This is a genomic window from Paracoccus everestensis (assembly GCF_021491915.1).
Classification (GTDB): domain Bacteria; phylum Pseudomonadota; class Alphaproteobacteria; order Rhodobacterales; family Rhodobacteraceae; genus Paracoccus; species Paracoccus everestensis.
Genome location: NZ_CP090836.1, coordinates 940,064 through 952,732 on the forward strand (window position 1 = coordinate 940,064; position 12,669 = coordinate 952,732).

At 67.4% G+C, this 12,669-nt stretch carries 14 protein-coding genes, 1 tRNA gene and 1 pseudogene; all 16 read left to right on the forward strand.

What is annotated here, in order from left to right; all coding sequences use genetic code 11:
* Window positions 1-26 precede the first annotated feature (26 nt).
* The 16 genes and pseudogenes from LZ585_RS04660 (at window position 27) to LZ585_RS04735 (ending at window position 12,662) form a co-directional block, all read left to right on the forward strand.
* On the forward strand, window positions 27-383 hold the full coding sequence (locus LZ585_RS04660; protein WP_234855263.1) for a response regulator transcription factor: 357 nt from the start codon (window positions 27-29) through the stop codon (window positions 381-383).
* Between the two features lie 5 nt (window positions 384-388).
* Window positions 389-670, forward strand: a complete 282-nt coding sequence (locus LZ585_RS04665; protein WP_234855264.1) for a hypothetical protein — start codon at window positions 389-391, stop codon at window positions 668-670.
* Entirely contained in the window at window positions 660-3,320 is a 2,661-nt protein-coding gene (locus LZ585_RS04670) for an ATP-binding protein (RefSeq protein WP_234855265.1), read from the forward strand. The genes LZ585_RS04665 and LZ585_RS04670 overlap by 11 nt, the downstream gene beginning before the upstream one ends.
* A 156-nt stretch (window positions 3,321-3,476) precedes the next feature.
* Window positions 3,477-4,451, forward strand: a complete 975-nt coding sequence (locus LZ585_RS04675; protein ID WP_234855266.1) for a FliM/FliN family flagellar motor C-terminal domain-containing protein — start codon at window positions 3,477-3,479, stop codon at window positions 4,449-4,451.
* Between the two features lie 86 nt (window positions 4,452-4,537).
* Window positions 4,538-4,756 carry a translation initiation factor IF-1 gene (gene infA / locus LZ585_RS04680; RefSeq protein ID WP_036636451.1) on the forward strand — a complete coding sequence of 73 codons (219 nt, stop codon included), beginning with the start codon at window positions 4,538-4,540 and terminating at the stop codon, window positions 4,754-4,756.
* Between the two features lie 13 nt (window positions 4,757-4,769).
* Entirely contained in the window at window positions 4,770-5,378 is a 609-nt protein-coding gene (locus LZ585_RS04685; protein WP_234855267.1) for a Maf family protein, read from the forward strand.
* Window positions 5,375-6,424, forward strand: coding sequence for a ribonuclease E/G (locus tag LZ585_RS04690; protein ID WP_234855268.1), 1,050 nt, complete (start codon window positions 5,375-5,377; stop codon window positions 6,422-6,424). The genes LZ585_RS04685 and LZ585_RS04690 overlap by 4 nt, the downstream gene beginning before the upstream one ends.
* Window positions 6,424-6,630 carry a DNA gyrase inhibitor YacG gene (locus LZ585_RS04695; protein ID WP_234855269.1) on the forward strand — a complete coding sequence of 69 codons (207 nt, stop codon included), beginning with the start codon at window positions 6,424-6,426 and terminating at the stop codon, window positions 6,628-6,630. Before LZ585_RS04690 ends, LZ585_RS04695 begins: the two co-directional genes overlap by 1 nt.
* Window positions 6,631-6,668: 38 nt before the next feature.
* A tRNA-Phe gene (locus LZ585_RS04700) sits at window positions 6,669-6,744 on the forward strand.
* Window positions 6,745-6,963: 219 nt separating this feature from the next.
* The gene (ribB, locus tag LZ585_RS04705) at window positions 6,964-8,082 is read left to right on the forward strand and encodes a 3,4-dihydroxy-2-butanone-4-phosphate synthase (protein WP_234855270.1); all 1,119 of its coding nucleotides are present in this window, start codon (window positions 6,964-6,966) and stop codon (window positions 8,080-8,082) included.
* Window positions 8,083-8,085: 3 nt separating this feature from the next.
* Window positions 8,086-8,559, forward strand: coding sequence for a 6,7-dimethyl-8-ribityllumazine synthase (locus LZ585_RS04710; protein WP_234855271.1), 474 nt, complete (start codon window positions 8,086-8,088; stop codon window positions 8,557-8,559).
* A gap of 91 nt (window positions 8,560-8,650) precedes the next feature.
* Window positions 8,651-9,637: an ABC transporter substrate-binding protein gene (locus LZ585_RS04715; RefSeq protein ID WP_234855272.1), complete on the forward strand. Its 987-nt coding sequence runs from the start codon at window positions 8,651-8,653 to the stop codon at window positions 9,635-9,637.
* A gap of 70 nt (window positions 9,638-9,707) precedes the next feature.
* Complete coding sequence (locus tag LZ585_RS04720; RefSeq protein WP_449301143.1) at window positions 9,708-10,406, forward strand: ABC transporter permease subunit; 699 nt, start codon at window positions 9,708-9,710, stop codon at window positions 10,404-10,406.
* Window positions 10,396-10,986 (forward strand): ABC transporter ATP-binding protein, encoded by a 591-nt coding sequence (locus LZ585_RS04725; protein ID WP_234855274.1) that lies wholly within the window; start codon window positions 10,396-10,398, stop codon window positions 10,984-10,986. The genes LZ585_RS04720 and LZ585_RS04725 overlap by 11 nt, the downstream gene beginning before the upstream one ends.
* A 755-nt stretch (window positions 10,987-11,741) precedes the next feature.
* A pseudogene (locus tag LZ585_RS14880) lies at window positions 11,742-11,971 on the forward strand (phenolic acid decarboxylase); the annotation flags it as partial.
* Window positions 11,972-11,996: 25 nt separating this feature from the next.
* The gene (locus LZ585_RS04735) at window positions 11,997-12,662 is read left to right on the forward strand and encodes a DUF542 domain-containing protein (protein WP_234855757.1); all 666 of its coding nucleotides are present in this window, start codon (window positions 11,997-11,999) and stop codon (window positions 12,660-12,662) included.
* The last annotated feature ends 7 nt before the right edge of the window (window positions 12,663-12,669 follow it).

The window sequence follows — 12,669 nt, forward strand, 5'->3', positions numbered from 1 at the left end:
GTGCCATATGGGGGGCCATTCGCCGAATGCTCGATATTCTGATGATCGAGGACGAACCCAACATCGCCGAGGCGGTGCGGTTCATCCTGTCCCGCGAAGGCTGGCAGGTTGCCCTGCACGGCGACGGTCTGGGCGGTATCGAGGCGATCCGGGGGGCCAAGCCGCGCCTGGTGATCCTGGACGTGATGCTGCCGCATCGGTCGGGAACCGAGATCCTGGCCGAATTGCGCGGCGATCAAGACGCAAGCCTGGCCGCGACGCCGGTGCTGATGCTGACCGCGCGGGGTCAGGCGACGCTGGCGCTGCCGCAGGCCGATGCGGTGCTGGCAAAGCCCTTTGCCAATGACGACCTGCGCGCGATGGTGCGCCGGATGCTGGTCTGACCGCCATGCCGGACCGCCCGCTGTTTCTTGAACGCGCCTCGTTCCGCCGCCGCCGCCTGGGCGACGCGGCCCGGGTGCTGCCGGTGCTGGCGGCGATCCTGGTCCTGGTGCCGGTCTGGTGGATGCCCGCCCAAGTCAGCTTTGCGGCAGGCGCGGTCTGGCTGTTCGGGATATGGGCCGGGCTGATCATGGCCATCTGGGCGCTGCACCGCGCCTTGCGCCGGGCCGATGCCGCAACCCTGCGTGCCAGCCGGGAAATCGCCGGGCAAGACGACGATGCCCTTTGAGGCGCTGGTCGCGGGCTGCCTGGCCTATGTCGCGCTGATGTTCGGAGTGGCCTTCGCGGCCGACCGCGCGGCCTCTCAGGGCAGGGTGCGCTGGCTGGATCACCCCGCCGTCTATACGCTGTCGCTGTCGGTCTATTGCTCGGCATGGACCTTTTACGGCGCAGTCGGTTACGCCAGCCGGTCGGGGCTGGAATTCGCCACGATCTATCTGGGACCGACCGTTGTCTTTTGCGGGGCATGGTGGGGGCTGCGGAGGCTGGTGCGGGTCGCGCGGATGCACCATGTCACATCCATCGCGGATCTTGTCTCGGCGCGCTTTGGCAAATCCAACCGGCTGGCGGCCCTGGTCACGCTGATCGCGGTGATCGCGGCCACGCCCTATGTCGCCCTGCAACTGCAATCGGTCAGCCTGTCGTTCGAGGTGTTTGCCACCGACAGCCTGACCGACATCCCCATGGCCGGGAGTGGAGGAACAGCACTGTGGGTGGCAGGCGGGCTGGCCCTGTTCACCATCATCTTCGGCACGCGCAACCTGGCCGCCGACGAACGTCACCACGGCGTCGTCACCGCCATCGCACTGGAGGCGCTGGTCAAGCTGCTGGCCTTTCTGGCGCTTGGGGCATTTGTCGTCTGGGGCTTGGCCGACGGCCCGCTGGATATGCTGCACCGGATCGAGGAAACGGTCGCAAGTCCCGAACATGGCGGCTGGATCCTGCGCCCGGACCGCTGGACCGCGCTGATCATCGTGTCGGGCGCGGCGATCATCGCCCTGCCGCGGATGTTCCAGGTGCTGGTGGTCGAGGCGGCGGACGAAGACCGCCTGAGCGTCGCGGGCTGGGCCTTTCCGGCCTATCTGTTCGCGATGTCGCTGTTCGTGCTGCCGATTGCCGTGATGGGCCAGCAGCTTCTGCCCGCAGATGCCAATCCCGACCTGTATGTGCTGACGCTGCCTGCGCAATCGGGCCAGAACTGGCTGGCCTTCCTGGTGTTCCTTGGCGGTTTTTCCGCAGCGACATCCATGGTGGTGGTTTGCACGATCGCCCTTGCCACCATGATCTCGAACCACTGGCTGGTACCCTTGTGGCTGCTGCTGCGCCGCAAGCCGCAGTTGGACGACCCCGAGGATTTGCGCGGCTTCGTGCTCAATGCCCGGCGGCTGGCGATCCTGGCGGTGATGGCGGTGGGCTGGGTTTATTACCGGGCCACCGGAGGGACGACAGCGCTTGCCTCGATGGGGTTGGTGGCGTTCACCGGCATGGCGCAGGTGCTGCCGGCGATGATCGGCGGCCTGCTGTGGCGCGGCGCCAACCGGCAGGGGGCCTATGCCGGGGTGGGGACCGGGTTCCTTTTGTGGCTGGCGCTGATCTTTCTGCCCTCGGTCGGGATCGGGGGGGCGCCAACCTTGCCGCCGGGGGTGGATCCGCTGGCCTTCGCGATCTTCCTGTCGCTGACCCTGAACACGCTGGCCTTTATCGCGCTGTCGATATTCGGGATGCCCGACCCGGTGGAACGGCTGCAAGGCCTGTCCTTTGTCAGCGCCGTCGATCCGGTCCGCCACCGGCGCTTGTCGCGCGGTGCCGATCAGGTGGAACCGCTGCTGGTCATGGCCCGCCGCGTCTGGGGGGCCGAGGATGCGCTGCGCTTCTTTCAGTCCGAGGCCGCGTTCCAGGGCAAGTCCGGCTATCTGCCCGACCTGACCCCGCGGTTCCTGACGCGGCTGGAACGGCGGCTGGCAGGCTCGATCGGGGCGGCCACCGCCCACGCCATGATCGACAGCGTGGCGGGCGGGTCGGAACTGACCGTGTCCGACCTGATGCAGGTCGCGACTGAGGCGCAGCGCGCCAAGGAGGAAACGCAGCGCCTGGAAAACGCCCGCGCCGAACTGGCCCGCACCGCAACCCAGTTGCGGGAAGCGAACGACAAGCTGACCGCGCTATCGGTGCAGAAGGACGCATTCCTGGGCCAGATCAGCCACGAATTGCGCACGCCCATGACCTCGGTCCGGGCGTTTTCGGAAATCCTGCGCACGCCCGATTTGCCTGCCGCCGACCGCGACCGCTTTGCCAAGATTATCTATGACGAATCCGGGCGGCTGACGCGCCTGCTGGACGACCTGCTGGATTTGTCGGTCCTGGAAAGCGGGCAGGCGCAGCTTTCGGTCACCCCCGCCAACCTGCACAACCTGATCGACCGCGCGCTGTCCGCCGCATCCGCCACCCGCCCCGAACGCGTCTTCCGCATCGAGCGGGAGCCCCTGGCAGAATATGTCGGCATCATCACCGACGCCGACCGGCTGTTGCAGGTGCTGATCAATGTCATCAGCAATGCGCGCAAGTATTGCGACGCCGAGCCGCCGGTTCTGTCGATCAGGGTGCGCCGGACCCTGCGGGGCAGCGCGCAGATCGACATCATCGACAACGGATCGGGGATCGAGGCCGCGCGCCAATCACTGATCTTCGAGAAATTCGCCCGCTTGAACGATCCGGCGCGGGCAGGGGGGGCGGGGCTGGGCCTGGCGATCTGCAAGGAAATCATGGCGAACCTGGGCGGGGAAATCTCCTATCTGCCCGGGCAGGGGGGCGCGGCCTTTCGCATCCTGCTGCCACGGCGTCCCCCGGTGCCGGTGAATGCCGGGTTGCGGCGGGCATAAACCCTTTCTCAACCGCTTTTTGCCACATTGCAGGTCAGGCAAGGGCGATTCGGGGCGATCATGGCGCAATCTGGTCAGGCAGGACTGCTAAGGACGCTGCTCCGGGCGCGGAACCGCGACGCGGACAAACCGGGCCGAATTCCCCAGCCGCAGCCCTTGTCGCCTGCCCGCGCGGCGGCCAATGCGGTGGGGCGCGCCGCCGAACGGCTGTATCGCCTGCCTGTCCTGCCGGTCGAGATCAAGCCGGGCATGGCGACGCTGGCGGAATTGCCGGAACTGCTGCCCGACCAGTCGTTGCTGGTGGTCCTGCAGGGACCGGGCGACCAGATCGGCGTCATGGCGCTTGGGTTCGAAGCCGTGACCGCGCTGATCGAGGTCCAGGCCCTGGGCCGCATCACCGCCCGCCCCGCCGAACGCCGCCGCCTGACCCGCAGCGACGCGGCCATCTGCGTTGATTTCGTCAATGCCCTGATGGCGGATCTGGGAACGGAAATGGCAGCGGTGGACGGATTCGGTCCTATCCAGGGCTATCGCTATGCGACCCATCTGGACGATCCGCGCCCGCTGATCCTGATGCTGGAGGATCGGCCTTATCGCAGCTTGGCCTTCGATCTGCGGTTTGGGGCTGCGGAAACCCGTGACGGCCAGATCCTGATCGCGGTGCCGCACAAGCCAGAAGCGCGTCCGGCCCTGCCGCAGCCTGTTGCCCGGAATGCGGCCCCGTCCGCAAATGCCGGGGCGGCCCCCGCCGCGACCCTGGCCTCTGCCATGGCCGCAGCCCCGGTCGAGGTCGTGGGCGTCCTGTGCCGCCGCACCATGACCTTGGGCGAATTGCGTGCTCTGGTTCCCGGCAAGCTGATGCCCCTGCCGCGCGTCACCCTGACCGATGCGCGTCTGGAAACGCCGGACGGCCAGTTGCTGGCCACCGGCAAGCTGGGCGAGGCCGAGGGATGCCACGCCCTGCGCCTGCATGATCCCGCCGATGCGGCGGCTTCCCCCCGGCTTGACCCGGTTTCCCCGCCCGCCGCGCTGCCCCCGGCAGACCTGGCCGACCGCGACCCGTTCCGGGCCGCGCCCGACGTGGGAACTGGCGGAGCGGACGGCATGACGGCGCGTGCCCTTGGCGCATGAAATGTTCTTTACACTTGAAATCCTTGCGTTGTGGCCGCATTTAACCCCGGTCCCGAATCAGCCGGGTCGATCACGATGGAGTAGTCATGGCCAAGGAAGAAATGCTCGAATTCCCGGGTGTCGTGAAGGAACTCTTGCCGAATGCGACGTTCAGGGTCGAGCTGGAAAACGGCCATGAGATCATCGCGCATATGGCAGGGAAGATGCGCAAGAACCGCATCCGGGTTCTTGCCGGCGACAAGGTTCAGGTAGAAATGAACACCTATGACCTGTCCAAGGGACGGATCAATTACCGCTTCAAGTGATGCGGGCGCCGCGATGACCGCGCGCCCCCTGGCCGCATCGCGCCCGCGTCTGGTCCTGGGTTCGGCAAGCCCGCGCCGTCTGGATCTTCTGGCGCAGATCGGCATCGTCCCCGACGACATCCGCAGCGCCGATATCGACGAAACTCCCATAAAGGGCGAGTTGGCGCGCGATTATGTGCGGCGCATCGCCATTGCCAAGGCGCAGGCTATCGACCTTGCGCCCGGTGACGTGCTGCTTTGCGCCGATACCACGGTTGCGGTGGGCCGCCGCATCCTGGGCAAGCCGGAATCGCGCCGGGAAGCCGCCGATTTCATGCGCCTGATGTCGGGCCGCCGCCACCGCGTCCTGACCGCCATCGTCCTGCGCCAGGATGGCCGGACGCGCGATCGCCTGGTGGAAACCACCGTGCGGATGCGCCCCATCGGCGTCACCGAACTGGAAGCCTATCTTGATATCGGCGACTGGCAGGGCAAGGCCGGGGGCTATGCCATCCAAGGGGCTGCCGCGGCGTTCATCCCCTGGATTCAAGGGTCGTTCTCGGCCGTTGTCGGCTTGCCGTTGTCGGAAACCGCCGCGATGCTGGCCGCCAGCGGCATTACCATGAAGGGATCCCGCCCATGAAGGGACGACAGGTCGTTCTGGGCCATCTGTTTGGCGCCGAGGCTGCCGCCCTGATGCAGGACGGCGTGCTGACCGACCTGTTGGTGGATGCCAACAGGCTGGCCCCCCTGGTGCCCGGCGATATCTGCCGGGGCGTGGTCGAGCGCCTGATGAAGGGGCAGGGCGGCGTCTTCCTGCGCCTGCCCGAAGGTCAGCGCGGCTATCTGCGCGACCGCTCCGGCCTGCGCGAAGGTCAGGCCCTGCTGGTCCAGGTGGCTGGCGTGGCCGACGAAGGCAAGGCTGTTCCCGTGACCTCGCGCATCGTGTTCCGTGGCCGGCACGCGCTGGTGACGCCCGGCGCGCCCGGCATCAATGTCTCGCGCCGCATCCGGGACGATGATCTGCGCGCCGAACTGGCCACCCTGGGCGAGACCGCTGCCCCCCCCGAAGGCACCGGCATCATTTTCCGCAGCCTGTGCGACGTGGCGCCAATCGACGAGATTGCCGGGGAATTGCGCAGCCTTCTGGATTTGTCCGCCAAGCTCGCGGGCGAACAGGCAGGACCACCCGAATTGCTGCTGGGGGCGCCTTCGCCCCATGAGCAGGCCTGGATGGATTGGGCCGATCCCGAACCCGACGCGATCGAGGAGGGCGAGGACAGCTTCGACCGCTGCGGCGTCATGGAAGCCGTCGATGCCCTGTTGTCCCCCGACCTGCCCTTGCCGGGCGGCGGCCATGCCATCATAGAGCCTACCCGAGCGCTGCTGGCCGTTGACGTGAACACCGGCTCGGACGCCAGCCCCGCCGCCGCGGTCAAGGCCAATATCGCGCTTGCCCGCGACCTGCCGCGCCAGTTGCGCCTGCGCGGCCTTGGCGGGCAGGTGGTGGTCGATTTCGCCCCCATCCCCAAGCGCGACCGCGCCACGCTGGACCAAGTGCTGCGCGCCGCCTTCAAGGGCGAAAGCGCGGAAACGTCGCTGATCGGCTGGACCACGATGGGCCTTTACGAGATCAACCGCAAACGCGACCGCATTGCCCTGCACCGTCTGGCCATGGGGGCGGACTGATGGCCTGCCCGATCTGCACCAAGAACAGCGTCCCGGCCTATCGTCCGTTCTGTTCGAAACGCTGCGCCGATGTGGATCTGGGCCGCTGGCTGCGCGGCGCCTATGTCATCCCTGGCCAGCCGGATGAGGATCTGCCCCCGGATCACGGCGGGGAAAGCGAAAAAAACAATGGTGAGGGACTGGACAGCCGCCCCAAGCGCCCGTAAACACCGCCCACACCACGCGCCCAACGGCGCGATAGGGCGCCCGGATAGCTCAGTTGGTAGAGCAGCGGATTGAAAATCCGCGTGTCGGCGGTTCAAATCCGTCTCCGGGCACCATTCACCCAGGCAGTCTTTTTCCTCACGGACCTCTGGCGGGAACGCGCGTCTTGACGCATCCTGCAAAGGACGGTCGGGGCTTGCGCCGGAGGGGTTCGCGGTGCAGATGCAAGGGCGGCCTGCGCGTGTCGAGGATTGGCAAGGCCTTCAGTTGAATAACCGTGATTGTGGCGGAAGAAGGTTTTGTCACCCGCCATCAATCCCTTGCAGGAGCGGCGGATGTCCGACAACACTCCGGGACCAGTCGAACGCGACTGGTCCGACGCGATTTCCCCCATCGAGGAAATCATCAACGAGGCCCGCAATGGCCGGATGTTCATCCTGGTCGATCACGAAGACCGGGAAAACGAAGGCGACCTGGTGATCCCCGCGCAGATGGCTACGCCCGAGGTCATCAACTTCATGGCCACGCATGGGCGCGGTCTGATCTGCCTGTCCATGCCCGGCGCGCGCATCGACGCGCTGGGCCTGCCGCTGCTGAGCGCCAAGAACTCCAGCCGGCACGAGACCGCCTTCACCATGTCGATCGAGGCGCGCGAAGGCGTGACCACCGGGATCTCTGCCCAGGACCGCGCGCTGACGGTCGCGGTGGCCATCGATCCCACCAAGGGGCCGGGCGACATCGCAACCCCCGGCCACATCTTTCCGCTGCGCGCCCGCGATGGCGGCGTGCTTGTCCGCGCCGGCCATACCGAGGCCGCGGTCGATGTCGCACGGCTGGCGGGGCTGAACCCCTCGGGCGTGATCTGCGAGATCATGAACGACGACGGCACCATGGCGCGGCTGCCCGACCTGGTGGCCTTTGCCCAGAAGCACGGGCTGAAGATCGGCACCATCAGCCAGTTGATCGCCTACCGCCGCCGCCATGACAACCTGATCGCCGAACGCGGGCAGATGGCTGTCCAGTCGGCGCATGGCGGCGAGTGGATGATGCGCATCTTTGCCGACGACACCACCGGCGCGGAACATATCGTGCTGACCAAGGGCGATCTGGCAGCACCCGGCCCGGTCATGGTGCGGATGCACGTGCTGGATCCCCTGCACGATGTGCTGGGCATCGGGCGCGAAAACGCCGGGTCTCTGGGCAGCGCCATGCAGGTCATCGCCGAGAATGGCAGGGGCGTGGTCGTGCTGTTCCGCGACATCGAACCGCGCCTGCCGCGCCAGGACGAGGTGTCTTCCCATGTGCTGCGGCAATACGGGCTGGGCGCGCAGATCCTGTCCGTGCTGGGTTTGTCGGAATTGATCCTGCTGACCAACTCGGCGCCGGTCCGGGTGATCGGGCTTGATGCCTATGGCCTTTCCATTCATTCCACCCATCCGGTTCCCAAGGGATAAGCCATGGCCGCCAGCATTGAACATTACCAACTGCCGCTGCCGCCCGCCGAGGGGGCCCGCCTGCTGATCGTGGTCGCGCCTTATTACCGCCAGATCGCCGACGGGCTGGTCGAGGGCGCGCGCGCCGTCGCGGTCCAAGCGGGAGCCACCGTCGATCTGGTCGAGGTGCCGGGCGCGCTGGAAATCCCCACCGCCATCGCGCTTGCCGCCAGCGGCGGTCTTTACGACGGCTATGTGGCGCTTGGCTGCGTGGTCCGGGGCGAGACGACGCATTACGACACGGTCTGCAACGACAGTTCCCGCGGATTGACGCTGCTGGGCTTGCAGGGACAGTGCATCGGCAACGGCATCCTGACGGTGGAAAACATCCACCAGGCCGAGGTCCGGGCCGATCCGCAAGGCCAGAACAAGGGCGGCGGCGCGGCGGCGGCTGCGCTGCACCTGATCGCGCTGAAACGCCGCTGGAACCCTGCGTGACGGCAGGGCGGCGGGGTGCGACTTCTAGTCGATTGTGACCGCCCCCCGCCCGTGCCACCTTTGTCGCCAAAGAAAGCCGAGGGGGGAAACCATGCGCTTTCCGTGGATTGGCCGGATCGCCGGTGTGGTCGCGGCTGTCCTGGTGCAGGCGGGGGCGGGCCTTGCGCAGCAGGCGCCGCTGCCCGTGGTCACCATCGGCACCCTGGAAAACGGCACCGTCAATTGGGAACTGCGCACCATCCAGGATCGCGGCTTCGACCGCGAGAACGGCTTCGAATTGCGGATGCAGCCCTTTGCCGGCAATCCCGCCACCCAGGTCGCCATGCAGGGCGGACAGGTCGATGCGATCGTCTCGGACTGGATTTGGGTGGCGATCCAGCGGGCCAACGGCGCGCCCTTCACCTTTTGGCCCTATTCCACCGCCGTGGGCGGACTGGTGGTTCCCGCCGACAGCCCGGCGCGCAGCCTTGAGGATCTGGAGGCGGAAAGGATCGGCATCGCGGGCGGGCCTGTGGACAAAAGCTGGCTGATCCTGCGTGCCTGGCATCGCCAGCAGACCGGCCGCGATCTGGCCGATGTCACGCAACAGGTCTTCGGCGCCCCGCCGATGATCCAGAACGCGGCGGAAACCGGACAGGTCGCGGGGGCGATCAACTTCTGGCATTTCATGGCCAAGATGCAGGCGGCTGGGATGCGAGAGGTCGTCAGCGTGTCCGACGCCGCCAAGGGGCTGGGGCTGGATCCGGGCACGCCGCTTTTGGGATATGTGCTGCGCGACGACTGGGTGGCGGCGAACCCCGATCTGGCACGCGGGCTGGCGCGGGCTTCGCGCCAAGCCAAGGATCTGCTGGCGTCCGACGACGCGGCCTGGCAGGCCCTGCGCCCGATGATGGGCGCCGATACGGATGCGGAATTTGCGGCCCTGCGCGACGGCTGGCGGACGGGCATCCCGCCAGAAGGCCCGGTCGATGCCGGGGACGCGCAAAGCCTGTTTTCCCTGCTGGCGGACCTGGGCGGGGACGATCTGACGGGCGGGTTGACCGAATTGCCGCAAGGGTTGTTCTGGCAAGGTGAGTGACGCGTCCCCCCGCAAGCGCCCCGGCCTTGTGCCGGGCATCCTGTCGGTCCTGGTGCTGCTGGCCTTGTGGATGGCAGTGGCGGGCGTGGCCGGTGATCCGCGCACCATGCCCTCGCCCCTGCTGGTGGCGGCGCGGATCGTCGATCTGGCTGTCACGGGGGAATTGTGGCTGCACGCGGGGGCGACGCTGCTGCGGGTGCTGGCCAGCTTTGCCATCGCCATGGCGGCGGGTGTCGCCCTGGGCCTGTGGATGGGCCGGTCGCGTCGTGCGGATCACTGGCTGAACCCCGTCCTGGTGATCGCCCTGAACATCCCGGCCCTGGTGGTGATCGTGCTGGCCTATATCTGGATCGGCCTGAACGAGGTCGCCGCCGTCACGGCCGTCGCCTTGAACAAGATCCCCGTCGTCACCGTGATGCTGCGCGAGGGCAGCCGCGCCCTGCGTCCCGACCTGGACGACATGGCGCGGGTTTTCGCGATGGGCTGGTGGACGCGGATGCGCCATGTCGTGCTCCCCCAGCTTGGCCCCCATATCGCGGCGGCGGCGCGGGCGGGGATTTCGCTGATCTGGAAGATCGTGCTGGTGGTCGAATTTTTGGGCCGGTCGAACGGCGTCGGCTTCAAGATCCACCTGCTGTTTTCCTCCTTCGACGTGGCGGGCGTGCTGGCCTGGGCCTTGGCCTTCGTGGGGGTGATGCTGCTGATCGACCTTGCCGTCCTGCGTCCGTGGGAGGCTGGCGCGAACCGCTGGCGGCGCGATGAGGCTTGATCTGGCGGGCAAGTCCTTTGCGGACCGCCCGGTCCTGGGCGCCCTGAACCTGGCCATCCAGCGCGGTCAGCGCGTGGCGATCCTGGGTCCGTCGGGCATCGGCAAATCGACGCTGCTGCGGATCCTGGCCGGGCTGGACCGCGATTTCCACGGTCAGCTTCAGGGCGGCGAAAAGCTGGCCCTCGTGTTTCAGGAGCCGGTCCTGCTGCCCTGGCGGCAGGCGGTGGCCAATATCACCCTGCCAACGGGTTGCGACCAAGCCCAGGCCCGCGCGCTGCTGGCCGATGTGGGCCTGGCAGGCCACGAGGACAAGTTTCCCCGCCAACTGTCCTTGGGCCAGCAGCGCCGCCTTTCACTGGCCCGCGCCTTTGCCGCAAGCCCGGACATCCTGCTGATGGACGAACCCTTTGCCAGCCTTGACCCGGACACGGCAGGCCGGATGCTGGATCTGACCGCACGTCTGCTGGATCGCAGCGGCGCGGGGCTGATCCTGGTCACGCATGACGCGGCCGAGGCGGCCCGGCTGGGCGCCGCCCCGATCCGACTGGCGGGCAATCCGGCGGCTGTCGTCCCCTGGTGACGCCCGCTACTCGACCGGTCGCAGCCCCGGCGTACCTGCAACAGAGGCAGCTGTCGGCATCATGGCCTGCAACCGCGACACACCATCGGTGCCGCCGCCTTGCCGCGACAGGTCATCCTGTAGCCGCACCACTCCTGCAAAATCCGCGACCTGCAAAGACAGCCGGATCGCACTGACGCCAGATCCGGGATCTGGTCCACGACGGTGATATGGGCATGGACCAGCGTCTGCGCGCCGTTCAGGGGCAGGAACGCCCGGCCGTCCAGCGTTTCCGCGTCGCGAGAGTCGCCGCAAACGAACTGGCAGCTGTCCTTGGCCCGGTCGCGCCGCCGAGGCGTGGCAACATCGGCCCGAGCGCCGCACCAGCGGGAGAGGGAGGCACGACGATCCAATTCGCCGACCCATCCTGGAAAACAACGCCTTGCTTGACCATCGTCAAGAGAGCCGCCGATTTCCCGGGCTAGAGAGCAGCCCCATGATCCAGTCCCAGATCCCTCTCCGCAGCCGTTCCCCGTTTCCCGACCGGCGGGCTGTTCTGGCCTTCGCCGATGCGCGGGGCGATCCGGCGCGGATCGGCGCATCCCTGTCCCTGCGTCACGAGATGACCGCCTTTCCGCCTGCCGCCCTGCGCCGCCAGGGGCCGATCCCGCCGCGCTATGCGCGACGCCCGGTCCCGCTGGCCGATGAGGCGGGCGGCGCGGCCCACGGTGTGGCGCAATGCCCCCCTGCAGCAGGAGGATCTGCCGGGCATCAATGCACTTCCCGTGCAGTTGAAGGAGCGCCGCCCGCCGGTCACGCTGGCCCGGGAAGCGCCGCTGACCCTGGCGCATCTGCGCACCATGCAGGCCGCGGCCGAACCGGGGGCGGTGATCCGTTCCCCGGTTCCTGCCTTTTACCTGCGACCGGCAAAGCCGGCATCACTGCCCGGATCGCGGCCCGCGCCGTCGATCTGCTGCATCCGGCCCTGCCGCTGGCGCGGGCCTGGACCCCTGATCCCATCGGAGAAACGCATGACCGACCCCCTTCTTTCCCCCGGCAACACCGTGGCCGACATTGCCGCGAAACTGCCCGGCGCGGCCCGCATCTTTCGCGAGACCGGTATCAGCTTTTGCTGCGGCGGCGATCTGAGCCTGATCCAGGCCGCAGATAAGGCAGGGCTGGATCTGGCGGACCTGACCGCGCGGCTGCAGGGCCTGATCGACAAGGCCAGCCGGGATGCCCCTTTGGACACGCCCGCGCTGATCCAGCGTATCATCGACCGTTACCACGTCACCCATCGCGAGGAACTGGACTTCCTGATCCCGCTGGCGAACCGGGTGGAAATCGTCCATGGCGATCATGACGAAGCGCCCCTGGGCCTGACCCAGGCGCTGATCGCATTGCGCGACGGCCTGGACGTGCAGATGACGGCCCAGGAAAACCTGCTGTTTCCTGCGATCCTGCAGGGCGAGGTTGCCGGATTGGCCGGTCATGTCAGAACGGTGATCGACCAGCACGACGAGATTGGAACGATCCTGCAACGGATCGAGCACGTCACCCATTCGATGCAGCTTCCCATCGGCGCCTGCGGATCTTGGACGGCGCTTTACACCGGATTGCGCAAGCTGTGCGCGGATGTTGTGGCGCATTTCTATGTGGAACAATCGCTGCTGCTGCCCCGCGCCGTGGCTGCCTGACGCCTTG

Excerpts from the sequence above, each read along its gene's own strand:
- LZ585_RS04660 (WP_234855263.1), top strand. The coding sequence starts at position 27 with ATGCTCGATATTCTGATGATCGAGGACGAACCCAACATCGCCGAGGCG.
- LZ585_RS04665 (WP_234855264.1), top strand. The coding sequence starts at position 389 with ATGCCGGACCGCCCGCTGTTTCTTGAACGCGCCTCGTTCCGCCGCCGC.
- LZ585_RS04670 (WP_234855265.1), top strand. The coding sequence starts at position 660 with ATGCCCTTTGAGGCGCTGGTCGCGGGCTGCCTGGCCTATGTCGCGCTG.
- infA (WP_036636451.1), top strand. The coding sequence starts at position 4,538 with ATGGCCAAGGAAGAAATGCTCGAATTCCCGGGTGTCGTGAAGGAACTC.
- LZ585_RS04685 (WP_234855267.1), top strand. The coding sequence starts at position 4,770 with ATGACCGCGCGCCCCCTGGCCGCATCGCGCCCGCGTCTGGTCCTGGGT.
- LZ585_RS04690 (WP_234855268.1), top strand. The coding sequence starts at position 5,375 with ATGAAGGGACGACAGGTCGTTCTGGGCCATCTGTTTGGCGCCGAGGCT.
- LZ585_RS04695 (WP_234855269.1), top strand. The coding sequence starts at position 6,424 with ATGGCCTGCCCGATCTGCACCAAGAACAGCGTCCCGGCCTATCGTCCG.
- ribB (WP_234855270.1), top strand. The coding sequence starts at position 6,964 with ATGTCCGACAACACTCCGGGACCAGTCGAACGCGACTGGTCCGACGCG.
- LZ585_RS04710 (WP_234855271.1), top strand. The coding sequence starts at position 8,086 with ATGGCCGCCAGCATTGAACATTACCAACTGCCGCTGCCGCCCGCCGAG.
- LZ585_RS04715 (WP_234855272.1), top strand. The coding sequence starts at position 8,651 with ATGCGCTTTCCGTGGATTGGCCGGATCGCCGGTGTGGTCGCGGCTGTC.
- LZ585_RS04720 (WP_449301143.1), top strand. The coding sequence starts at position 9,708 with ATGGCAGTGGCGGGCGTGGCCGGTGATCCGCGCACCATGCCCTCGCCC.
- LZ585_RS04725 (WP_234855274.1), top strand. The coding sequence starts at position 10,396 with ATGAGGCTTGATCTGGCGGGCAAGTCCTTTGCGGACCGCCCGGTCCTG.
- LZ585_RS04735 (WP_234855757.1), top strand. The coding sequence starts at position 11,997 with ATGACCGACCCCCTTCTTTCCCCCGGCAACACCGTGGCCGACATTGCC.